Origin of the sequence: Flavobacterium sp. W22_SRS_FK3, assembly GCF_052113665.1 — a bacterium.
Classification (GTDB): Bacteria; Bacteroidota; Bacteroidia; order Flavobacteriales; family Flavobacteriaceae; genus Flavobacterium.
The window spans coordinates 1-23921 of the sequence record NZ_JBGQOF010000022.1 but is presented as its reverse complement, the minus strand read 5'-3'; the positions used below and the strand labels follow the sequence as shown (position 1 = coordinate 23921).

Below are 23921 nucleotides of genomic sequence, written 5' to 3'. Positions count from 1 at the left end.
TTATTTATCCCACGACATTTTAAATTTAGCGTCTTCCATTCGATGTCCTTTCTCATCATCAGATACAGCATAATTAAAACCAGACCTTAAGCTGTAACCTGCGTGCTCTCCTTTTTTATTCAACGCAATAAAACCAACTTGCAAATACTCCATGTCTTTGTGGTTTTTATGCTTGTTATAAATACGTTCTGTGATTTCTTTACAGGCATCAAAAGGTGATTTCCCCTGACGCATTAATTCAACAACCATAGCACTTCCGGCAGTTCTGATAACGGCTTCGCCTAAGCCGGTAGCCGCAGCGGCGCCAACCTCATTATCCAGAAAAAGACCAGCGCCAATTATTGGGGAGTCACCAACGCGTCCGTGCATTTTCCAGGCGGCACCACTTGTTGTACAGCCTCCGGCAAGATTTCCATCCTGATCTAACATTAGCATGCTTATCGTATCGTGATTTTCGATATTAATCACGGGTTTATATTTTGAATCTTCAAGCCATTTTTTCCAGTCTTTTTCAGATTCGGGAGTCAATAAATTTTCTTCTTTAAATCCTTCTGATAAAGCAAATTGCAAAGCCCCTTGTCCTGCTAACATGACGTGAGGTGTTTTTTGAAGTACTAATTTTGCAACTGAAATAGGATGCATAATTCCTTGTAGAAAGCAAACCGAACCGCAATTGCTGTTATGATCCATAATGCAGGCATCTAAAGTCACTTTTCCCTCACGATCCGGATATCCACCATAGCCAACACTACGGATATTGGGATCTGCCTCAGGAATTTTCATCCCCGCTTCAATGGCATCTAAGGCTGGTTTTCCAGCTTTTAATTGTTTCCAGCTTTCCTGATTTGCCGGTAGACCGTGATTCCATGTCGAAATAATAACTGGCTTCTTTTGTTTTTTTTCAGCACCTGATTTATTCTCTTTTTCATCTTCTTTAGTTGCAGCAAATCCACTATGACTTAAAACTGTGGTAATTGCAATTGCACCTAGAGTTGATTTCTTTATAAAATCTCTTCTATTTGACATGATTTTTGATGTTTTACTTGAATATTTCGGATCATAAGTTATGTATTTACTACGAATTCCTCAAAGAAATAATCATAACTGTTTTTCTGGCTTTTTTATTTTAAACCTGCTTTAGTTTCTTTGATTGTTTTTAAGTTACTGTCAGACAACGCATTTCCGTCAAAAAAAGAAACTCCTGTTGCTCCATTTTCTTTTGCCAGCAAAATAGCTTCTTTCAATTCTTTGTCAGATTTTAGCCCAGGAATATAAATTCCAGTATTAATTTTAGTTTTTTTATCTTCTAAATCAGCAACTCCTTGTTTTGTAGCGTAACCAACCCAATCAATTTCTTCATCATAAAAACTATGATAAATCATAGGATATACTTCGTCAATATTCCATTTATCCCAACGCTGACGCACCATGTGATCTGCCATTTCCGGATAGGGAAATACCGCTGCGGTTAAATTTTTATTGTGCTTATGGACAATTTTATACGCATCATCCACAACTTTTTTTATTGCATTTAATCTGAAGTTTTTCCACTCCATATCAATAGAAGTATTGTGACTTGTTTTTGGATTTTTATGGTGAATTTTTTCGAAAGCTTTGACACATTCATCACAATAACAAAAATCAAATTGAGGTAATTCTACATCTTGAACTAAATTGTATTTGGGTAATAGACTAATAGGTAAAAAAATGTCCGGAAAACGTATGTAATCTAAGTGAACACTTTCGATTCCTTCAACTTTTGCTAATTCTTCCACTAAATTCAAAACGTGATTTCTGGATTCTTTTCTTGTTGGACACAACCATTGGTAATAATCAACATACGGACGATTATCAAAACAAGATTTCCCTTCTTTACTTACCTGATACCAATCCGGATGCTGTAAGGCTATCGAATCTCCGGGTCTGTTCATCGCCATAATCCAGGCATGAACTTTTAGACCTTCATTTGTAGCCAAAGGCACTAATCTTGTTAAAAGTTTTGGATCAGTTCCTGTATTAATTAATACCTCATCGATTCCGCCGTCTTTGTATTTTTTAAATTCTTTTGTATAATCTGAATCTGATTTTTTGGCATCGGCGGTTGTCCAGACTCCAAATTTAAAAGCGGTTGATGCTTCTTTTTTAGTACATGAAAAAATACTTATTGCCAGTAAAAGAAGTAATAGTTTTGGTAGTTTCATAGTGGTTTTATTTTGATATTATTTTGCCATCTTCCCTTATAATTAGTGTTTGATTAGAAAAAGGGCTTTTTACTGAAATAGTATATCCTGATGTATGATTTTCTAATACTGGTTTTAAAATTTTACCTTCGATACTAATAACTTTTTGGGTTAAATTTTGTATTGAATTTGCCCACATTTTATGTGTCTGATAATATTCTTTTTGAAATCTATATAGATTGTATAGTTCCCATTTTACTTTTTCATCCTGTGGAATTGCAAAGGTTTCATTTCCTTCTTTAGAGGAAAAATAAACATAACCCCATTTTTCAGGCTCATGCATGTTGATAACACCCATTGGCGACCAAACCCAATTGTACTCTGGTAAAAATTTTCCATCAGCATCTTTCTTGCGTTCGTATGTTCCATTTATAACAGCATGCTGCCAATTGACTCTTGAGAAATTGACTCTCCAAAATTTATCTTCAGGTACATTTTTTTCATTATATGATTTTCTATAAGATGCCCAGGGAATCGCCATTTCTAAAACCCAACCTTCATCCGTATCATTTGGGTTATTTAGCGTTCCGTTGATTTTTACCGCTGATTTCAGACCTGGAATATTCCAGTCATTTAAAACAACATTATCATTTTCTCTATATGGTTTTGACAGAAAAAGATCCCAGGCTGTATTTAAAGCATTAATTTCTAATTCATAATAGTTAAAAGTGTCGCTATCCGGATCAATGAAAACTTCAAAATCGTTGTTGTAAAAAATAATGGTATCACGTTGTTTTAGATTTGCCCAAACATGCGGTTCTTCAATTTTTGCTAAAATATAAAAATTGGTTTCATCCCAGAGCATTTTGACTTTTGTTGCATATTTTGGTTTTATATTGTTTTCTATATCTTCGAAAAGATCTGTCCATTCTGCGTTATTCCATGAAACCTCAGAATCGTACCCATCTATTACAATTGGAGTTGTGGTTTTTGATGCTACATAAGTTTTAGGTACAATTGTTTTTTTCGATTGTGAATAACTACTAATCGAAAGAACCCCTAAAGCAATTGTTAACCATTTCAATTTTAAATGCATGCTTTTTCTTTTCTATAAACTGTTATCCTTTGTAAACTGAATTACTTCACTTAATTTACCAAATGCCATCGCTACAACCGTATCTGCTGCACCATAATATACGGCTAATTTATCTTCTTCGATGTTGTGTAAAGCGGCACATGGAAAAACTACGTTTCCTACATCTCCAACTTGCTCATAAATTTCTGCAGGTCCTAATAAATACGGCTGTGTTCTGTATTTTACCTGATCTGGTGCATTTTCTTCTAAAAGTGCAGCTCCCATTGCATAACGGAAACCGTTGCAGGTATTGATTACTCCGTGGTACAACATCAACCATCCATCTTCGGTTAAAATAGGAATTGGTCCTGCCCCCACTTTTGTACATTGCCAGGCACTTTGCTCAAATGGAGATGGTTTCATTACTAACCTGTGATCACCCCAATATTTCATGTCGGGACTATAACTAATCCAGATATCTCCAAAAGGTGTGTGTCCGTTATCACTCGGGCGGCTTAACATCGCATATTTTCCGTTGATTTTTTTCGGAAATAAAACTCCGTTTCTATTGAAAGGTAAAAAGGCATTTTCGCATTGAAAAAATTCTTTAAAGTCGAATGTGTAACCAATACCAATTGTGGGTCCGTTATAACCGTTGCACCAGGTAATCCAGTAACGATCTTCTATAAAAACAACACGAGGATCATATTTATATGCTGATTCAATCATTTCTGTATTACCAGATTGCATTACAATTGGTTCGTGATTAATATCCCAATCAATTCCGTTTTTACTAAATCCGGCAAAAATATTCATTTGTACAGCTTTGTTATCACATCTGAAAACACCTGCAAATCCGTCACCAAATGGAACAACTGCACTGTTAAAAATACTGTTTGATGATGGAATGGCATATCTGTCAATAATTGGATTTTCAGAATATCTCCACATTACATCATTATTGTTTTCTGGTCTGTCTTGCCAAGGAATTGTATTCACTTTATATCATTTTTTATTAAACTTAATTTTTTAAACCCATTGGGTGTAATTAGTTTTAATTACACCCGGGGTTCCTTTGAGGACTTGTGGTATTCTTGTATAAAACATTGTTGATTCCTTAATTTGGAATTTTTCTAACCTTATCTAACCATGTAAATTTTAAAATAGCAGAGGTTACTATAAATACTACCAATGCTACTATTGCTTTTGGATAATCTCTAATAATAAAATAAATAGGAAGCAAAATCATGCTGGATTGCCACACGATTCCGATGACACAGTTTAACATATCTTTTCCAAAATCTTTGTTTTTTTCGAAAGTCTGATCTTTAGTTTTTAATAATTTATAAACCGGTTTCCACCAGCCCCAAGGTCTTACATTGGTATAAAAAGATTTCAATACTTCGATATCTGTAGGCTTACTTAAAAATGTACCCAAAATACAACCCAAAGTAGAAAAACCTAAAATAATTGGAAACAGATAAATTGCTTGTACTTCAGATAAATCATAAAGCATTGTGCCTGGAGTGAAATTACCTTTATTTTGATCTAATACGAATTGTAAAGAAGCAACAATTAATCCAGAGGACATTCCCCAGAAATAGCCCCATCCATTAAATCTCCACCAAATCCATTTTAAAAAATTAGCTGCTACATACCCTCCAAACAAGGCACTTGTGATCCATAATGTTAGAGAATTAATCGAATCAGCAAAAAATCCCATGAAAACGCCTAAGCCAACCACAATAAAAGAAGCAATCTGACTCATTTTAATATAATGTTCATTCGGTGCATCAGGTTTAAAATATTTTTTATATAAATCATTTACAATATAAGCAGGTCCTGCATTGACAAAAGCTGAAAAAGTAGACATAAAAGCGGCTAACAATCCAGCTAACAACAACCCTTTAATTCCGACAGGAATATGCAGATTAATAACTTTAGGCATTATTATTTCAAGATCAGCGCCACTTAAATCAGGATTAGCAATCATTTCCGGAGCTAGCGTTACCAGTGCAATAACAACAATTCCTGCAATTAATAAATATCTTGGAATAAACAAAATTAAATTGGTGAAACCACTCATGTAAGCTGCTTCCTTAACTGATTTTGTAGAAAGAATACGCTGTAAGTCATAACTTGGAGTTGGTCCTGCAATACTGGCAAAAAAACCTTTAAACAAAGACATTCCAATCAAAGCACCAAACATCTTATAACCCTCAGTATCAATCAAGTTATTAAAAGCCTGATATTTATTACCCCAATGTGCTCCTAATTCCCAGGAAAAAAATACATTTCTCCACTCTTCAGTAATAACCGAATTAATTTGAACATCAGTATAATTTATCAAGGTGTAGCCTGCAACCAACAGCCCTGCAACGACCATAATTCCGTATTGCAAAACCTCAGTGGCTACTACAGAAAACATTCCACCTTTAATTGTATAAACTGTAGTTAAAAATATAATTAACAAAGCATACGACTGTTCAGAAGTTAGTATACTCAGATCACCAAAATGAAGCGCTAAATCCCATGGTAAAATAATGGTCATAAACTTGCCAATTCCCTCAAAAAAATAAGCGATAAAACCAATTGTAGAAATTATAGCAAAAACTGCAACTATAATATGTGATGCTTTACCTGCTCTGTCATTACCAAAACGGGTTAAAATCCATTCAGATCCTGTCATCGTATTTGATTTACGAATCCAGACAGCAAGAAACATCATCACAAAAATCTGATTCCAAATAGGCCAAAGCCACATGAACATAAAACTTTTTGCACCATACAAAAACAAAACTCCAACCATCCAGGCAGTTCCGGAAACATCAAACATTCCTGAACCATTGCTTAAACCTAAATAATACCATTTTATAGAATTTCCTCCCAAAAAATAGTCATCCAGTCCTTTTGAAGCTTTTCTGGAAATCCATACACCGATTCCAATGGTTATTACTATATATAATACAATTATTGATACGTCGATGCTATCCATTTATTTTGCTGATTTATTTTTTAAACCCCAACTTTTATTAGGTTCTGATCCCATAACAAAATGTAAAATGCCACCTTGCAATAGCTGTTGATGTGTGATTGATGTTTGATCAAAAGCAACTCCGTTAAGTGTTGCCGATTGTATATAAAAGTTTGTACTCGAAATATTTTCTGCTTCAATAATAAACGTTTTTCCGTCTTGAAGATTTATAGTTGATTTTTCGAAAATTGGACTTCCTATTTCGTATTCTCCAGAAGCCGGATTCATTGGATATAATCCCATTGAACTGAAAACATACCAGGCCGACATTTGTCCGCAATCTTCATTGCCGCTTAATCCGTTTGGGGTTGTATTGTATTGCGTATCTAAAATTTGATGTACCCAATATTGAGTTCTCCATGGCTGATTGGCATGATTAAACATATAGGCAATATGATGACTTGGCTCATTTCCGTGTGCGTATTGGCCAATTAATCCTGAAATATCAGCCGAAACATTGCTTCCTGTAATTTCTGAACTCTCTGTAAATAACTGTTCTAAACGTTTTGCAAAAACTTGATCACTTCCGTGAAGTAAAATTAAATTGTCTACATCCTGTGGTACGAACCAACTGTGCTGCCAAGCATTTCCTTCAGTATAATCAGTGTGTTCTCTGTGATTGGAATACTTTGGATCAAAAGGTTCATTCCATGATTTTCCGTCTTGTGACTTTCCTCTCATAAATCCTGTTTGAGAATCAAATAAGTATTGGTAAGCTTTAGAACGGTTTAGGAAAAATTTATAATCTTCTTCTTTTCCTAATCCTTTCGCCATTTGTGCAACACACCAATCATCATAAGCATATTCTAAAGTAATGGTAACTGATTCATCTAATAAATTATACGGAATGTAACCGTATTTTTTATAGAAATTCAAGCCGCGTTCGTCCTGCATCATGGTGGATTTCATCGCTTCGTATGCTTTTTCAGCATCAAAACCTTTGATGCCTTTTTGGTACGCATCTACAATTACGGGAATTGAATGATAACCCGTCATCGTATTGGTTTCATTGGCATAAAGTGTCCAAACGGGTAATATTTTTTTGGTGTTATAATATTCCAGCATTGAGTTAACCAAATCCGAAACCCGATCAGGAGCAATTAACGTCAATAATGGATTCTCTGCTCTAAAAGTATCCCATAGTGATAAGGTAGAATAGGCGGTATAATTAGTTGCTGTAACAATCTGATCATCCTCTTTTCTAAACTGACCGTTTTTATCACTATAGGTTACAGGGGCAATTTGTGCGTGATACATAGCAGTATAAAACATTGTTTTTAATGAATCTACTGGTGTTTCAACTTCAATTTTATTTAAAGCAGTATTCCATATTGTTGCTGCCTGTGATTTTGTTTTTTCGAAATCTGATTTATCATCATCTAAATTGTCTTTTGCATTAGCTACACTAACAGATGATAAAGCAACTTTTACAAAAACCTCATCATTATTTTGAGGATTAAAAAACAGTTGTGTAGCAGTATTTTCACCTTCTGCTATATTTCCGGCAACTATTTTTTTATCAGCAGTTAAAACAGACTCCGCTATAGGTTTTGAAAATTTTGCCACAAAAAATACCTTCTGATTTTTTGCCCAACCAGTACTAAAACGGTAACCACTAATTGTATGTTGATCTTCGATTGTGATCCCGGTTTTTAAGGCTTTATCCCAATTAATAGCAAATCCAAGATCAATTACTACTGATTGTTTGTCATTTTTAGTAAACGTATATTTATGGAAGGCGGTACGTTGTGAAGAAGTTAATTCTACATTGATTTTAGGATCCTCAAGAAAAACATGGTAAGAACCCGGTGTTGCTTTTTCGTTAGCATGGCTGTATTTTGATTTATAAGGTAATTGATCGCGTGAAGTTGTTTTTGTTGTCAAATCGACTTTTTTATTGGTAGGCATGAATAAGATATCTGCCAAATCACCAATTCCGGTTCCGCTTAAATGCAAATGACTAAATCCGGAAACAACCGAATCAGAATAGTGATAACCAGAGCACCAGTCCCAACTGGAAATACCATTATCAGGACTTACCTGAAGCATTCCAAAAGGCACAGTAGCACCCGGATAGGTATGTCCATGACCTCCGGTACCAATAAATGGATTTACATAGTTTACAAAAAAATATTTGTGGCTTTTGTTTTTGTTTGTATTTATTTTGCAACTTGCAACCAGAATTACAATCAAAATAAGCAATGTAATTTTCTTCATCGAAATCTGTCTTAATTTAAAATTAAATTTATGCAAATTTAATATTCACCAAAAGGAATTTAGACGGATGACACATAAACAGAGTTAAACATCAAAAAAACACCACTAAACCATTTTATCTTCCTATTATGATTTTCAACTCAAATAAATTGTATCGAATACCAGTACATTATCATATTTATTTTTGGCTAACGTATTTTTTGTTTAATACTTTTCGATGGGGAAGTTATTTCAACGATTATATGTATTCCATAAAAACCAATCTATTGGGTTTTCCAATTCATATGACATTATGTTATTTAAATATTTTGGTTTTGATGCCTTATTTAGTTTATCAAAAAAAATATATTTTATATATCACCTCAGTGTTGATCGCTATATTTCTTATGGTAATTCTAAAATTCAACCTTACTTACCTATTCATAACCCATAATGTATGGCCAGAAGGTCCCGAAACAATTAATACACTCACTCTTAATTATACAATTGATATGATGATGGGAGAACTTTATGTAATCACATTTGTTACTGCAATTAAAATTACACTGGACTTTTTAAAAGAACAAAGAAGAGTTACCGATCTCGAAAAGTCACAACTTGAAACAGAGTTACTTTTTTTAAAATCTCAAATCTCACCACACTTTTTCTTTAATACCCTTAATAATATTTATGCTTTATCTGTCGAAAAATCTAATAAAACGCCCAAAATTGTTCTTAAACTTTCAGAACTTATGCGTTATATGCTTTACGAAACAAAAAGTAAACGACAAACTTTAGAAAACGAAATACTCTGTATTCAAAACTATCTGGATTTAGAGCGAATAAGAAATGGAGAACGATTAGAAGTAAATATGTTTATTTCAGGTGATATTCATGATAAAGAAATCTCTCCTGTTTTATTACTGACGTTTGTTGAAAATGCATTTAAACATGGCGTTAATAAAAACACAGGAAACGTAATAATTGATATTAATTTTGATGTAAAAGATGACTTTCTTTATTTTAAAATTTCAAATCCAATGCCTACCATTACTAAACATAAGGATAATTTTAATACCTCCAGTGGAATTGGAATAGAGAACGCAAAAAAAAGGCTTGAATTGGGATATAATAAAAATGATTATAAGCTTTCATTTAAAAATAAAAAGAATATTTTTGTCGTTAAGCTTACAATAAAAGTGTCTTAGCTCACATTTTTCCTTTTTTTAAAGTTATACCTACAAAATTACTTCAGAGTAAAAAATAGAACATAAAAATGAAAATAAAGTGTTTGATTATCGACGATGAGCCACTGGCAATAAACGTTATTAAAAGTTACATAAAGCAAATTGAAGATTTAGAATTAATAAATACCTTCAGCAATTCTATTGAGGGTTTAAACTTTTTAAAAAACAATACAGTTGATGTTATTTTCCTGGATATTAATATGCCAGTTTTAGACGGTATCAACTTTATAAAAAGTTTAGAAAACCCGCCTTTATTAATTATTACAAGCGCTTATGACCAGTTTGCAATAGAAACTTATGAATTAGATGTACTCGATTATTTAGTAAAACCTATTGAGTTTCCGAGATTGATGAAAGCAGTTAACAAGATCAACAAAAGACTAAATAATACAAGTAAAACTCAACAGGAAAACAGCAAAGAAAATCCTTTCATATTTGTCAAAATCGACAAAAAGAAAATGAAGAAAATTTTTTTAAATGAAATTTTAGTCATTGAAAGTCTAAAAGATTATTTAAAAATTAGTACGACATCCGGAAAATTTATCATACACAGTACACTCTCTGATTTTACAAATTTATTACCTGAAAGAGATTTCATCAGAATACATCGCTCTTATACTATCGCTATTGACAAAATTGATGCCGTAGAAGGAAACAGCATTGAAATTGAAGGACTTAGATATGTTATTGGAAGGTCTTATATTGACGAAGTAAAACAAAAAATTCTGAATTCTTCTATTTAAAAATTATAAAAAAAAGTGCTCTTAATGAGCATTTTTTTTTGCTTAAAAAAAGCGAAAACATTTCGCTAAAAATAAAAAAATGCAATCGTAAGATTGCATTTTTACAGGTAACTAACCAAATAAACCACATGAATAGTTTATTATATTTTAAAAACAGCTAATTAAAAATGATAACGCTTAAAAGCTTCGATAGCCGAATAATCTGCTAAGCCTAAATCATGATATTTTTTTGCTGTCAATCTGTTTCTGTCTTCAACTCTTACCCAAAATTCTCTACTATCATCACCCTGAAACATCACACCGTCTTTTTGTGTCTGGTGATAAAAAATAGCATGGCGTTTTTTAAGTACCTGATCCGGACTCATTGGAACCGCCATTTCAATTTGGTAGGATTCCCATTCATGCCAGGCTCCTCGGTATAACCAAACCCAACAATCGTTCATATAGCTATTCTTTTTTACTATTTTCAAAGCTTCAAATAAGCTATCCAGACAAACTTTATGCGTACCATGCGGATCTGCTAAATCACCTGCAGCATATATCTGATGTGGTTTTACAGTATCAATTAAATTACACATAATATCAATATCTGCTTTAGACAGGTTGTTCTTCTTTACCGTACCTGTTTCGTAGAAAGGAAGATCAAGAAAATGTACATTTGAATCAGCAACACCTAAATAACGAGTAGCTGCCAATGATTCGCTTCTTCTTATTAATCCTTTTAATTTTCTAACTTCTAAAGAATCTATTTCATTAGATGATCTGTTCTTTAAAAACTGAATAATATTTTCTGATTCCTGAGAGTTGACATTTAAAGCTTTTGAAATTTCAGCAAACTTTAAAGCTTCTTCATTAGAAACCGCTATATTTCCTGATGTTTGATACGCAATATGTACATCATGTCCCTGCTCAACAAGACGGTCAAAAGTTCCTCCCATCGAAATTACGTCATCATCAGGATGCGGACTAAAAATGATTACTCTTTTTCTTGCCGGTATTGAACGTTCAGGTCTGTAAGTATCATCAGCATTAGGTTTCCCTCCTGGCCATCCCGTAATAGTCTGCTGCATTTTATTAAACATCTTAATATTTAAATCATATGCAGTTCCCTCTTCTGTTAAAAGACTTGACATTCCGTTATCATTATAATCTTTATCAGTCAGCTTCAAAAATGGCTTTTTAGTTAATTCGCTTAACCAGGCAACCGCTTTTAATTTCAACTCTTCTGTCCATACCACTGAGGCAACCAGCCAAGGTGTTTTTACTCTGGTTAGTTCTGATGAAGCCTCAGTATCTAATACAAAAGTGGTGTTGTTATGTTCTTGTAAATACGTTGCTGGCACTTGTGAAGAAACATCACCTTCTATCGTCTTTTTTATGATTCCTGCCTTACTGATACCCCATCCCAAAAGCACAATTCGTTTGGCACTTCTAACAGTACCAATACCCATTGTAATGGCTTTTCTGGGTACATTATCAATTCCTAAAAAAGAAGATGCTGCATCAGTTCGTGTCAAATGATCTAAGGTAATACTTCTTGTACCTGAATTAACGTGAGAACCCGGTTCATTAAATCCGATATGTCCTGTTCTTCCAATTCCTAAAAGTTGAAAATCTAATCCTCCGTACGATTTAATCTTCATCTCATAATCGATACAATATTGCTGCAATGCATCGCTGCTTACCTTTCCGTCAGGAATATTAATGTTTTCAGCAAGAATATCGACATGACTAAAAAGATGTTCATGCATAAAATGATGATAACTCTGAATGTTATTTTTATCCATAGGATAATATTCATCTAGATTAAAAGTAACTACGTTCGTAAAACTAAGTCCCTCTTCTTTATGCATTCTTACAAGTTCTTCATAAACTTTTATGGGTGAAGATCCAGTTGCAAGTCCTAAAATACAAGGCTCATTTAATTCTTCTTTTCTTTGAATTAAATTTGCTATTTCCTGTGCTACTAATAAAGAAGCGTCTCTGGATGAATCAAAAATAACATTATGAATTTTTTCAAAACGTGTTTCTTCAAACTTTCCTGCTTCCTTAAAATCTATACCTTCTTTAATCATTTGCCTGTTATTCATTTAATTAATGTAAGATAAAATTAAGTCTTTATTACTGCCAGCTATTAAAAATTCGACTAATAACAATCCTCCTTCGGCAAAAGACATTTTTTTTAAAATTGTATTTTATTGAATCTATAAAATTGAACTAATTACTCCACAATACTAAGCTCTCCGATGGTTACTGTCTTGCTTCTGTCAACACCTGATTTAGCTATAAAACGCAAATACTTCGTTCTTACCTGATCAAATGTTTTAATTTGTTCTATTGGATTGTTTTTAATATTTGAAAACTCTCCTTCTGATTGTTTAGTCCAGGTTTTTCCATCTATACTACTGTACAATTCATAGTTCGAAATTAAATTAAGAGGATTCCCTATTTGTTGCGGAGTATAAGTAAAACCTTTGATCGTTATCTCCTTTCCTAAATCAATAATTACTTCTTGCGACTGTAAATTGACATCTCCTTCAAAATTCCAAGTTGTAGCTGAATTACCATCTATAATTCTGTTTACTGTTTTTAAGTCGCCACTGGAAGCTGAAAAAATTTTCCAATTTTCTTTAGAAACACCATACTTAACAATTCGAATAGCGCTGCTTATTCTCTCTTCATTATCTAGTGAAACAGCTTTTATTTCAACTGCATTATCATACTTAAATGAACCATTGTATTTCTTGCTTTTTGCAGTAGGTCTTGTTCCATCAAGCGTATAATAAATCGTGTTTCCTGCTTCAGTATTCATCGAAACCATTCCACTTTTATCTCTTTGTATAGCTGGCATTCTTACAAAATCAGGCGCATTAAAAGCTTGAATATTTGAAATAACAATACCTGCTTTAGAATCAGCAATAGTAATTCGAAGCTCCGAAGCGGTTACTCTTTTTACTCTCAATATTCTTTTGTAACCAATAGTTGTTTGGTTAGCAATAGTTTCCCAGACTCCATCGACTTTAGCTTCAACTGTAAACGCTTTAACTCGCTGCCCTAATTTGATGTATTCCTGTAATAAAACTCTATTGAAAGCGGTTGGCTTTTTAAATCTAAATAAGATTGAAGCTTTTTTTACACTATCATCTGTTGCCCAATAGGTTTCGTTATTCCCATCAATTGTGTTAGCTGCAGCATATTTTGGGCTATTTTCTCTCCAATTACTAGCACTGGCTTTACTCTTGGCAAGTACTTCTTTCTTGAAATCTTTCTTAATGACAGCTGCATATTCTTTTAATCTTTGAATATCATTTTCATGAATTAGTCCTCTTTTATCTGGAGGAATATTCAATAGAAAAGTTGCATTACGACCTATAGAGTGATAATAAAAATCCACCATTTCGTCTAGTGTATGTACTTTATCATCTTCGACAGCATGATAAAACCAACCTGGTCGTATTGACACATTGGTTTCTCCAGGAACCCATTTTTCGCCATCTTCATGCCCAGACATATATTCTGTATAATGTACTTTTCCGGCTAAGTCGTCTTTTTGACGTAAGAGACTCCAATTGGTTTCATGCGCATAACCTTCCTCATTTCCTATCCATCTGGCCTCAGAAGGTCCAATTCCCCAGACTAAAGTTTTAGGTGCAATTTTATATATCATCTTATAGGTTTCATCCCAATTGTAATATTCTAAGGTATTTATTTTTCTAATTTCATTTGCACCTCCATAATAGCCATCACCCCCATTTGCTCCATCAAACCACATTTCAAAAACATCACCATAATTAGTCAATAATTCTTTCAATTGATTTCTAAAATAAGTAATGTAGGCAGGTTTACCATAATCAGGATTATTTCTATCCCAAGGCGAAAGATACAATCCTAATTTAAGCCCATACTCTTTACAAGCAGCTGCTAATTCTTTTACCACATCTCCTTTTCCTTTTTTCCATGGAGAATTTTTTACGGAACGCTCAGTATATTCTGATGGCCATAAACAAAAACCATCATGATGTTTGGCTACCAAAATAATTCCTTTCATTCCTGCTTGCTTAGCCACCCGGGCCCATTGACGCGCATCTAATTCAGTTGGATTAAATAATTCTGGTGATTCATCCCCATAACCCCACTCTTTATTGGTAAAAGTGTTTAAGGAAAAATGGATAAAAGCATAAAATTCCATTTCCTGCCAATCAACTTGTTTTTGCGTTGGCAATGGACCAAAAGGTTCCGGTGACTTTATTAGATCCTGGCTCATAATTGAAAAAATTACACCGAAAAAACACAATAAAATAAAAACCTTTTTCATCAGAACAGAAATTAACATTTTGCTGAATATTCATTTACAAGATAAATTTAAATAAATACAGAAGCGATTCTATATAATTTCGACCAATAACAATTTTACTCTTATAAAAATACCTAATCACAAAAAAACTAATGTAAACTAAAAAAATTATTTGTAATTAATCTAAATAAATATAAATTTGCAGAATAAAATAAATAACCGCCATGAAGTTTACTTTCTCATTAATACTCCTTGCTATTTTTAATATTGGTATAGCACAAAATGCCAAAATCAACGGAAAAATTGTTTCCGAAAATAATGAAGTTATCTCTTATGCTTCTATCTCAATAAAGAATCTTAAAAAGAATGTCATTTCTGATGACAAGGGAAATTTTGAAATCACTAATCTTGCACCTGGAAATTATATTGTTTATTTCTCAGCAATGGGATTTTCAGTTCAGGAAAAAAACATCGAATTACATGAAAATGAAAATCTTCGAATTTCGATAATTTTACAGGAAAATATCAATACTTTACAGACTGTTGAAATCACCGGACGTAAAGAGAAATCGTACCGAAACACCAAATCATTTATTGGAGCCAAAACAGAAATTGCCCTAAAAGATTTACCTCAGGCCGTTTCGTATGCTACAAAAGAGTTAATCGCAGATCAGGGGGCTATTCGCGTAGGCGAAGTTGTTAAAAACTTCAGTGGGGTGAGCCAGTTTACTTTTTATGATGATATCTCGATTAGAGGCTTTAGAATCAATGGAGGAAGCAACACGCAATTACTTAACGGTATGCGAACATCTACCGGATTCTGGAAACAGCCGCTTGCCAATTATCTGGAACGTGTTGAGGTTTTAAAAGGACCTTCATCTGCCTTGTTTGGAAATGCTTCTCCTGGAGGGGTTATCAACAGAGTGACAAAAAAACCGTTGGATAAGGCCGCAAACAGTGTGAGTTTTTCTACCGGAAGTTTTAATACTTTAAGGGCTTTAGCAGATTTTACAGGACCATTGACAGAAGACAAATCGCTTTTATACCGATTGAATTTAGGTTATGAAAATGCAAATTCATTTAGAGATTTACAATTCGACAAAAATATTGTATTTGCTCCTTCTCTGTCTTTCCTGCCAAATGATAAAACCAGTGTCAACTTTGATTTGATTTATTCCAGTTCAAAAAGCATTCTGGACCGAGGACAATCCACTTATGAAGATAATTTATACTCTACTAAAATTTCCAATTCATTAAACTCTACAAATGATTATTTAAATGAAGAGACATACATTGTAACCACTTCCTTGAATCATCAATTTACTGACCATTTGTCGTTTTCTGCATCATACATACGAACAGGTTATACCGAAGATCTTTTAGAACATCGTGGTGCTAATAAATATGCATCTGCCGCTGATGGATCCACGATTCCTACTTCTATTGAAATGCAGGTTTTTATACGTAAGCGTAAACGCTACATCGATAATCTTTCGACCTTTTTAAAATATGAAGCCAAAACCGGAGTTTTAGAGCATGACCTGATTCTGGGGTACGATTATGCACAGGAACAAGTACCTTCAGGAGGTTCGCAATTGCAGGCTACAGGATATAGAAATGCAGCAAATACAGGTTCGATTGCAACATATAAACCTGCTAATAAAGCTGATTATTTATTGGATGCCGAAGGAAATCCGGTACCAAATGTGGCACACTTTGATCTGACTAACCCTTCTGGATCACAGCAGTTGAAAGACATGAGCAAGTATTTTTATACAGCGCGTCCTTTTGACCCTACTTTCTATTCCTTGTACGGTGTATACCTTCAGGATCATATTAAGATTGGTTCTTTTCAAGCTTTAATTGGAGTACGTTATGACGAATACAGCGATAAGGAAAACTACAAAAAAGATACTGAAAATAAAGTAAAGCAGCATTCGTTTTTACCACGTTTCGGACTAACATATACCGTAAATCCAAACATTAATTTATACGGAACTTACGTAAAAGGATACAACCCTCAAACAGCTTCCTCTTTGTCCAACCCAAATGCGGGTGGCCCTTTTGATCCGTTAGAAAGTAATATGATCGAGTTTGGAGGAAAATCCTCCTGGTTTAAAGAAAAACTTTTTGTAACTGTCGCACTATTTAAAATTCAGCAGAAAAACACTTTATATCCGGCAAATGACACTACAAATCCCGATCTAATGCGTGCTGTAGGGGAAGAAGAATCGAAAGGTATTGAAATCGATGTGAACGGAAATATCACTCGAAACTGGAGTATTTCTGCAGCTTATTCATATAATGAAGCTTCAATTTCTGAAAGCCCGATTGAATCAGAAATTGGAAGACAAAAACCAAACACACCGCGTCAGCAAGGTAATTTATGGTCACGATATAATTTTACAGACGGCGCTTTGAAAGATTTTGGTCTTGCTTTAGGAAGCAACTTTGCAACAATGCGTACATTAAGTCAAACCAACACACAAACACTTCCGGGCTATACTTTATTTAATGCTGCATTGTATTACAACATCAATAAATTTAAAATTCAGGTAAATGCAAATAATGTATTCAACAAAACGTATTGGGTTGGCGGATATGATTATATTCGTTTATTTCCGGGTGCACCCTCGAACTGGTTGCTAACACTTGGATACTCCTTTTAAAAAGCTTTAATTATATTTGAGAATATTTTCTCACCTCTTTTACATGAATAAAACATTTAAAAAAAATATTGGATTTTTACATTTATGGCTCGGGCTTTCGTCCGGGCTTATTGTATTTATAGTAGCACTTACCGGTAGCATTTTAGTTTTTGAAGATGAAATTGATGCTTTTGTAAATCCTGAATTTTATCAAGTTTCAACTCTCGGAACAAAAAAATTACCTGTAGACCTTTACGTTGATGCCATTCAGAAAAAATATAAAATTACGCAATTTGATCGTATTCAAACTTATGAAAATCCTCATAGAAGTGTCATTATTACAGCAACCAATTCCGATAAAAATGATCAGATTTTCTCTGTAGATCCTTACACAGGAAAAGTATTGGCCTCAATTACCGAAAAAAGCAGGTTTTTTTCTGTCGTGCTCGATCTGCATCGTCATCTCATTTTAGGGGAAGTAGGGAAATTTATTACCGGTTGTAGCTGTCTGATTTTCGTTTTAATGCTACTTTCGGGTTTTATCTTATGGTGGCCAAAAAAAATAAAAAATCTAAAGCAAAGATTGAGCGTAAAATGGAGTGCCTCTTTTAAAAGAGTCAATTGGGATTTTCATTCGACTTTCGGTTTCTATAGTTTTTTTATTCTTTTGATAATCTCACTAACCGGACTAACCTGGTCTTTTAAATGGTTTGAAAGCGGCATTTATTTACTGGCTGATGGAACAACGAAAAAACCATCGGCTAAAGTAGAAAATCCGACGAAGATTGATCCAAAAAGTGATAGAACTTTTTTTTATCAGAATTTGTTTTCAAAAACGGACAGTCTTTATAAATACAAAGGAGATACTCAAATCAGAATTCCATCTGACAAAATAAACAGTATCATGGTGATTAAATTAAATCTTGAAAAATCGATTCCGAATATTTCAAGCATTGCCTATTTCGATAAATACACAGGTAAACTTTTAAAAATTAGACCTTATGAATCTTTAAGCAATGGCGATAAAGTCCGACGACTTATTTATCCTATTCATACAGGAAATATTTATGGATATCCAACTAAAATCCTTGCTTTTATAGTTTGCCTTTTTGCCGTCACATTACCAATTACAGGATTGTTAATTTGGTTAGGACGAAAGAAAAAAAAATATGTCGGAATCAATAAAACAAAATCATAATTGCATGAATTCCTTTATTTTTTCAGCAATTATAAACTTGAATGCAATATCTAAAAAAAATCAAAGTTTCGTTTCCAACCAGAATATTTCAAATTGAGTTATTGATAATATACTATTACAAGATTCAAATTAAGTAAAAATGAGTCAATAAGTTACATTAAATAAAAAGCGATATCAAAATTGATTATCCCCTGAAGTGAACTTTGCCGAGAATATTCAAACCTTTTACTGGAAGATTTAAAACTTTTAGCAAACTGCTTTTAGAAATTAATAAAATAAAATAATAGTTAAAACTAAACATAATCCCTATTAAATTTATATAGACTTTGGATAAACTTCTAAAATCTTAAAATTGCTACAGTAGAAGCACGTAACTATACCAAATGTGCTTACTAATGACTATTATTATACCTAATAAATTACTTACTTTAATAAACCAATATTGAACCTCTTAATTTTAATATACTCTGAATATGTACAATGTTTTTTTCTCACATATCCTCGAAAAAGTTACACTTAATGAACAAGAAAAGCAAAAGATAATAACCTATTTTATTGCTAAAAAGTTACGTAAAAAAGAGTTTCTCCTAAAGGAAGGTGAGATTTGTAGATATCTTTCCTTTGTCGAAAAAGGCTTGCTAAAATCTTATAATGTAGATCCTAAAGGTATAGAACACGTTAATATGTTCGCTTTGGAAGGATGGTGGTCCTCAGATATCTACAGCTTCTTTACAGGCGAAAAAGCCATTTTTTATATTGACGCCATTCAAGACAGTGAAATTTTGATGATTACTTTATCTGATTTTGAAAAAATGACCTTAGAAATTCCCATAATGGATCGCTACTTTAGAATACTTTTTCAAAACAGCCTCGTTACAAAAGAACATAGATTATTGAGTTCTGTAACCTATTCCGCTAAGGAAAAATATAGTAATCTTTTTCAAAGTAATCCAGAACTTATTCAAAGAGTCCCCCAAAATTTAATAGCTTCTTATTTGGGTATAACTCCAGAAACATTAAGCCGCGTTAAAAAGGAAATTACCAAACAAAGATAATGATTACAGTAATCCTCCTTATGTATTTCTTATCTTATATCAAGTGCTTGACTGCTACTAGTTGATACCTTTGTGTTTGATTATTATAATTTACTTAAAGTTCAAAAATAAATCATATGTTAAACATCACAAAACCAAGAATACTTATCACAGGAGCAACAGGCCAAGTTGGGGGTAGAACAATCGAGTTTCTTTTAGCAAATAAATCCATAGAAATAATAGCGGCTGTTCGCACAGCAGAGAAAGCAATTATCTTTAATAAGAAAGGGATAGCAACAGTTATTCTGGATTTTGATGATGAAAGCACACACATCCCTGCTTTTAAAAACATCGATCGAATTTTTATTGTAACAGGTTATACAGTAGATATGCTACGCCAAAGCAAAGCTTTATTAGATAATGCTAAAAAAGCTAAAATTCAACACGTTGTGCATTTGGGTGCATGCGGGCCAGATGATACTTCAATAGGACATTGGGCATGGCACCAGTTTGTAGAACGTTATATTGAGTGGTGTGGTTTTTCTTTTACCCATCTACGCCCACAAGATTTTATGCAAAACTTACTAAGTTATGGAGGTAAAAAGGCAATAAAAGAAGGTATTATAAATCATTATGTTTCTGATGCTACACTAAGCTGGGTCGATGTAGATAATGTTGCTGAAGTTGCTTCACTAACTTTAGCACATCCAGAATTACACAATGGAAAAACATATCGTCTTGGCTACGATGCCAAAAATTTTGGTGAAATTGCTGCACTAATGACCTCCATCGTGGGCAAAAAATTTACCTATGTACCACAATCTCCAGATGTATTTCTCGAACAAATGATTAATGCAGGTGCCGAAATCGCGTATATGAGCTGTGTTTATGATCATTGGAAAAAATATGCCGCAAATACTATTGATGGAGCAGACAATACTTTTGATAATTTTTACGAAATTACAGGTAAACAACCTACTACATGGATTCACTTTATAGAAAAACATAAAGAACAATTACTGTATTAGTGAACTTCACTAATTATCATTTTATTTCAGAAACTCAATATCATGACATATTTAAGCAAGAGATTCATTGAAATCTAAATAACTTGTCTTTATTTCTCATCTAAATTGTTTTCACAATATGCTTCCAGTTCAAATGAGTCGAGAATTTGGTTTATTGCTGAGGGATAATAAGAATATTTAACATAGTTAAGTGTACAAAAATGCACCCTGAAATATGTCTCCACTTTTCGTTAGCATACCCAATTATCATGGCAGTTAATTAATTGCATCGTGGGTTTAGTACTCAATATTTAAAAACTTTTTTTTCAATTAATCTCGATCAAATTATATCGTTGTTCATTCAGGGTCTTTCCAAAAGCCAGCGATTCTTTAGATTCGGTTAATTTAAAACCATGTCTTGTATATAATGCTACAGCTGCAATCAATTCATTAGTAGTCCATAAATAGGCGGATTTATAGCCCTTGTGTTTAAAAAAGCCATAAAAATATTCATAAATTTTTTTCCAAGCACGATGCCTCTATATTCTGGCTCAAGATAAAAATATCGAAGTTGAGCACTATTATTTTCTCTATGCATTAACAAAACAAAACCTACTATATTGTTATAATGCTCACATATACTTACGCAATCTCTAGCTATATCAAAATTTTTATAAAATTCATTCAATCCAAGTGCTACATACGTTTCAAAACTCACTCCATAATTATATTCCTCACCATATAGTTTACCATGTCTTTAAATCACAAAACCTAAACCTCTAGGTTTCATCTCTGTTCTGATTTTAATTTCATAAATGTTCATTTTTGTTTCCTTTCGTTACTAATGTTTTTATGCTTTGAAAATTTGCTAAGAGCTCTGCCTTCTCATTTAAATTCAGATGACTGATTAATTTTGCTATACTATCAGAAGAATTTTGATTGAGTTTTAAGAAAGTCTCTTCTCCTAATTCTGACAATAACAATCTTGATATTCGACTGTCAGTATCTGACTTTTCCTTTTTAATAATATCTTGTTTTACTAATTTTATAATTAGCCTGCTTAGATAACCTTCATCAACCTCAATAATTTTCTTAATTTGTCTTGCCGTACTCTACGGATTGTGATAGATCTCATACATTATGCGAACCTCAGTAAGCGAATATTTACTTTCCAATATATGATTATTTATCACACGAAGCCTTTGTAGAAATGCGAAGAATGCTTATAACCAATACTTGTTTAATTCTTAGTATGGATAATTTTCACGCGAATAGCTCAAATAAAGATCACAGGAGATTTACAGATCACCATAAAACAGGGCGCAGAAAACAATTGGGTCGTATCTGTACTGCTGAATGATCTCTTCGACCACAAAACAGAGTTCACTAGAAGAATTCTTGATGCTCTTCTCAATAAACCCTATCAGCGTGTAGATACCGTTATTGGTGATCTTGCTTCTTAACAACGAAGAAATGCGAATGCCGATCGAAGTATGATCACCTTCTGAGAACAAAAGATCGTAATAGTAGTTCCCGTAGGATTTGCCACCAGCAAAAGCGTATCTACTCTTCAGATAGATCAAATTGACCGTTACATTCAGCTTAAGCGTATTACTGAAAATTCCTATTACAGATGCCGGAGAATAAACCGGATAAGTAACTTCGTTGTCTTCCATTGATAAGATGATCATTTGGATCAAGATCAGATACAAAAATATTGCTTATTGGGATGACATAATATAACTTGCAGCAAAATCAATTAAAAGACCTTCTGAATTCTAAAGGAGAAATTTTCGTTTTGGTCTTGAACAGATTACTGAAGGATTGGGAATGCTCAAACCCCAAGGCATGCGCAACTTCTCCTACAGAGAGATCTGTAGTGGAAAGCATCTGTTTGGCCTCAATAATCAGTCTGTCATGGATGTGCTGCTGAGTACTCTGCCCTGTGAGTGAGCGGAGCATATCTGTTAGATAACTTGAGGATAGGTTTAGCTGGTCTGCAAAGTATGAGACGGAAGGCAAGCCAAATTTTACAGATAGGCCATCCTTGAAATAGGTATCTAACAACGTCTCGAATTTTTCAAGAAGATTACTTCCTACGGCCTTTCGGGTAATGAATTGTCTTTTATAAAAACGATTGGCATAGTTTAAAAGTAATTCAAGCTGCGAGATGATCACATCATGGCTGAAATCATCGATCCTGGCATTCAATTCATTTTCCATAAAACTAAAGATGGAAAGAATGGTATTTTTTTCTTCTTCAGAAAGATGTAAGGTCTCTTTAATGGAATAAGAGAAGAAACCAAACTGTTGTATCTTTTTAGCCAATGGATAACCTAAAAAGAAGTCAGGATGTATAAGCAATGAAAACTTGGAGCACGCTGAATCTTCGGAGCCTTCACCTCCCAAGATCTGTCCGGGTGCTGCAAACAACAGTCCGCCCTGATCGAAATCATAATAATCCTGTCCATATTTTATTTTTCCACTTAATTTTGGTTTATACGATATTTTATAAAAACCTAAGACGTGGAGAGGGGGCATTTTATTCATAGGCATAAAGCTGTGGACTTCATTGATCATGCTGATCAGCGGATGTTTTGGCTTTGGAAGGTCAAAGAACTGATGTGCTTCAGTAAGTGATCTAAATTTTATATGTATCTGTTCGTCCTTTTTCATAATTCTTTATTAAAGATTAAAGATAAGAAAACCGACTATTAAAATAATCGGTTTCTTGTACAATCACTAGTTCCCTTGTGCCGATCTTGAAACTTCATCCCAAGATTCCCAGAGGGCGATCCGTTCTGCATAGATCCCTTTTATGAATGACAGGTTATTACTGCCCATATGAAAGCGTAATGGCGGATTTTCAGAATCAACAACTTTGAAAAGCGCTTGCGCTGTTGCATTTGGATCTCCCAGCTCATAGGATGAAAGGCTTTCAATAAATTCTGCTTTTAGATCTTTGTAAGCTTCGATATTCCCTGTAAATTTCATAGATTCTTTACTGCCGAATTCTGTGGCATAAGCGCCTGGTTCAATAATGGTAACTTTGATCCCGAACTGCTTTACCTCTTCAGAAAGACTTTCGTGAATGGCCTCGAATGCCCATTTCGAAGAACCGTAATATCCAAGGAAAGGCGAAGTGAAGTGGCCGATGGTGCTTGAAGTTCCTAAAATATGACCAAAACGGATCACAACATATTGTTGTGGGGAAATATTAAAATCTAGATATTTGTATTTTAAAATTCCCCCTAATGCAAGATTC

18 protein-coding genes are annotated in these 23921 nt (G+C 33.6%); 7 read left to right on the top strand and 11 right to left on the bottom strand.

Translation table 11 applies throughout. From position 1 onward, the window contains the following. From ACEN2I_RS17170 to ACEN2I_RS17145, 6 genes are all read right to left on the bottom strand, one after another. Entirely contained in the window at nucleotides 1-1026 is a 1026-nt protein-coding gene (locus tag ACEN2I_RS17170; protein ID WP_441767331.1) for an isoaspartyl peptidase/L-asparaginase family protein, read from the bottom strand. Between the two features lie 95 nt (nucleotides 1027-1121). After that, nucleotides 1122-2201: a putative glycoside hydrolase gene (locus tag ACEN2I_RS17165; protein WP_441767330.1), complete on the bottom strand. Its 1080-nt coding sequence runs from the start codon at nucleotides 2199-2201 to the stop codon at nucleotides 1122-1124. Nucleotides 2202-2208: 7 nt separating this feature from the next. Then, nucleotides 2209-3276, bottom strand: coding sequence for a carbohydrate-binding family 9-like protein (locus tag ACEN2I_RS17160; protein WP_441767329.1), 1068 nt, complete (start codon nucleotides 3274-3276; stop codon nucleotides 2209-2211). Nucleotides 3277-3288: 12 nt separating this feature from the next. Beyond that, the gene (locus ACEN2I_RS17155) at nucleotides 3289-4254 is read right to left on the bottom strand and encodes a glycoside hydrolase family 130 protein (RefSeq protein WP_441767328.1); all 966 of its coding nucleotides are present in this window, start codon (nucleotides 4252-4254) and stop codon (nucleotides 3289-3291) included. A 118-nt stretch (nucleotides 4255-4372) separates the two neighbouring features. Continuing rightward, the gene (locus ACEN2I_RS17150) at nucleotides 4373-6250 is read right to left on the bottom strand and encodes a sodium:solute symporter family protein (protein WP_441767327.1); all 1878 of its coding nucleotides are present in this window, start codon (nucleotides 6248-6250) and stop codon (nucleotides 4373-4375) included. Continuing rightward, on the bottom strand, nucleotides 6251-8512 hold the full coding sequence (locus tag ACEN2I_RS17145; RefSeq protein WP_441767346.1) for a GH92 family glycosyl hydrolase: 2262 nt from the start codon (nucleotides 8510-8512) through the stop codon (nucleotides 6251-6253). 122 nt (nucleotides 8513-8634) lie between these two features. Here ACEN2I_RS17145 and ACEN2I_RS17140 point away from each other — a divergent pair, with 122 nt between their 5' ends. Both ACEN2I_RS17140 and ACEN2I_RS17135 read left to right on the top strand, forming a co-directional pair. Further along, nucleotides 8635-9693, top strand: coding sequence for a sensor histidine kinase (locus tag ACEN2I_RS17140; RefSeq protein WP_441767326.1), 1059 nt, complete (start codon nucleotides 8635-8637; stop codon nucleotides 9691-9693). Between the two features lie 68 nt (nucleotides 9694-9761). Continuing rightward, nucleotides 9762-10475, top strand: a complete 714-nt coding sequence (locus tag ACEN2I_RS17135; RefSeq protein ID WP_441767325.1) for a LytR/AlgR family response regulator transcription factor — start codon at nucleotides 9762-9764, stop codon at nucleotides 10473-10475. 161 nt (nucleotides 10476-10636) lie between these two features. On the opposite strand, the gene nagB is transcribed toward ACEN2I_RS17135, so the two are convergent. Further along, a complete protein-coding gene (nagB, locus tag ACEN2I_RS17130; RefSeq protein ID WP_441767345.1) occupies nucleotides 10637-12550 on the bottom strand; it encodes a glucosamine-6-phosphate deaminase in 1914 nt (637 codons plus the stop codon). A gap of 146 nt (nucleotides 12551-12696) precedes the next feature. Further along, nucleotides 12697-14739, bottom strand: coding sequence for an alpha-L-fucosidase (locus ACEN2I_RS17125; RefSeq protein WP_441767324.1), 2043 nt, complete (start codon nucleotides 14737-14739; stop codon nucleotides 12697-12699). A gap of 254 nt (nucleotides 14740-14993) precedes the next feature. Between ACEN2I_RS17125 and ACEN2I_RS17120 the strand changes: the two genes are divergently transcribed. From ACEN2I_RS17120 to ACEN2I_RS17105, 4 genes are all read left to right on the top strand, one after another. Then, entirely contained in the window at nucleotides 14994-17438 is a 2445-nt protein-coding gene (locus tag ACEN2I_RS17120; protein WP_441767323.1) for a TonB-dependent siderophore receptor, read from the top strand. A gap of 43 nt (nucleotides 17439-17481) precedes the next feature. Then, entirely contained in the window at nucleotides 17482-18615 is a 1134-nt protein-coding gene (locus ACEN2I_RS17115) for a PepSY-associated TM helix domain-containing protein (RefSeq protein ID WP_441767322.1), read from the top strand. A 473-nt stretch (nucleotides 18616-19088) separates the two neighbouring features. Beyond that, complete coding sequence (locus ACEN2I_RS17110) at nucleotides 19089-19670, top strand: Crp/Fnr family transcriptional regulator (RefSeq protein ID WP_441767321.1); 582 nt, start codon at nucleotides 19089-19091, stop codon at nucleotides 19668-19670. A 116-nt stretch (nucleotides 19671-19786) separates the two neighbouring features. Then, nucleotides 19787-20677, top strand: a complete 891-nt coding sequence (locus ACEN2I_RS17105) for an SDR family oxidoreductase (protein WP_441767320.1) — start codon at nucleotides 19787-19789, stop codon at nucleotides 20675-20677. A 421-nt stretch (nucleotides 20678-21098) separates the two neighbouring features. Here the strand turns inward: ACEN2I_RS17105 and ACEN2I_RS17100 are convergent, their stop codons facing one another. Further along, nucleotides 21099-21374, bottom strand: a complete 276-nt coding sequence (locus ACEN2I_RS17100; protein ID WP_441767319.1) for a GNAT family N-acetyltransferase — start codon at nucleotides 21372-21374, stop codon at nucleotides 21099-21101. A gap of 538 nt (nucleotides 21375-21912) precedes the next feature. Between ACEN2I_RS17100 and ACEN2I_RS17095 the strand changes: the two genes are divergently transcribed. Continuing rightward, a complete protein-coding gene (locus tag ACEN2I_RS17095) occupies nucleotides 21913-22119 on the top strand; it encodes a hypothetical protein (RefSeq protein WP_441767344.1) in 207 nt (68 codons plus the stop codon). 292 nt (nucleotides 22120-22411) lie between these two features. On the opposite strand, the gene ACEN2I_RS17090 is transcribed toward ACEN2I_RS17095, so the two are convergent. Both ACEN2I_RS17090 and ACEN2I_RS17085 read right to left on the bottom strand, forming a co-directional pair. Next, nucleotides 22412-23332: a helix-turn-helix domain-containing protein gene (locus ACEN2I_RS17090; RefSeq protein WP_441767318.1), complete on the bottom strand. Its 921-nt coding sequence runs from the start codon at nucleotides 23330-23332 to the stop codon at nucleotides 22412-22414. Between the two features lie 66 nt (nucleotides 23333-23398). Next, nucleotides 23399-23921: SDR family NAD(P)-dependent oxidoreductase (locus ACEN2I_RS17085; protein WP_441767317.1), on the bottom strand; the 523-nt coding region annotated here is incomplete at its 5' end.

Bases quoted from the DNA above. Each gene is read 5' to 3' on its own strand.
- ACEN2I_RS17170 (WP_441767331.1), bottom strand. From the start codon at position 1,026: ATGTCAAATAGAAGAGATTTTATAAAGAAATCAACTCTAGGTGCAATT.
- ACEN2I_RS17165 (WP_441767330.1), bottom strand. From the start codon at position 2,201: ATGAAACTACCAAAACTATTACTTCTTTTACTGGCAATAAGTATTTTT.
- ACEN2I_RS17160 (WP_441767329.1), bottom strand. From the start codon at position 3,276: ATGCATTTAAAATTGAAATGGTTAACAATTGCTTTAGGGGTTCTTTCG.
- ACEN2I_RS17150 (WP_441767327.1), bottom strand. From the start codon at position 6,250: ATGGATAGCATCGACGTATCAATAATTGTATTATATATAGTAATAACC.
- ACEN2I_RS17140 (WP_441767326.1), top strand. From the start codon at position 8,635: ATGATTTTCAACTCAAATAAATTGTATCGAATACCAGTACATTATCAT.
- ACEN2I_RS17135 (WP_441767325.1), top strand. From the start codon at position 9,762: ATGAAAATAAAGTGTTTGATTATCGACGATGAGCCACTGGCAATAAAC.
- nagB (WP_441767345.1), bottom strand. From the start codon at position 12,550: ATGATTAAAGAAGGTATAGATTTTAAGGAAGCAGGAAAGTTTGAAGAA.
- ACEN2I_RS17125 (WP_441767324.1), bottom strand. From the start codon at position 14,739: ATGAGCCAGGATCTAATAAAGTCACCGGAACCTTTTGGTCCATTGCCA.
- ACEN2I_RS17120 (WP_441767323.1), top strand. From the start codon at position 14,994: ATGAAGTTTACTTTCTCATTAATACTCCTTGCTATTTTTAATATTGGT.
- ACEN2I_RS17115 (WP_441767322.1), top strand. From the start codon at position 17,482: ATGAATAAAACATTTAAAAAAAATATTGGATTTTTACATTTATGGCTC.
- ACEN2I_RS17110 (WP_441767321.1), top strand. From the start codon at position 19,089: ATGTACAATGTTTTTTTCTCACATATCCTCGAAAAAGTTACACTTAAT.
- ACEN2I_RS17105 (WP_441767320.1), top strand. From the start codon at position 19,787: ATGTTAAACATCACAAAACCAAGAATACTTATCACAGGAGCAACAGGC.
- ACEN2I_RS17090 (WP_441767318.1), bottom strand. From the start codon at position 23,332: ATGAAAAAGGACGAACAGATACATATAAAATTTAGATCACTTACTGAA.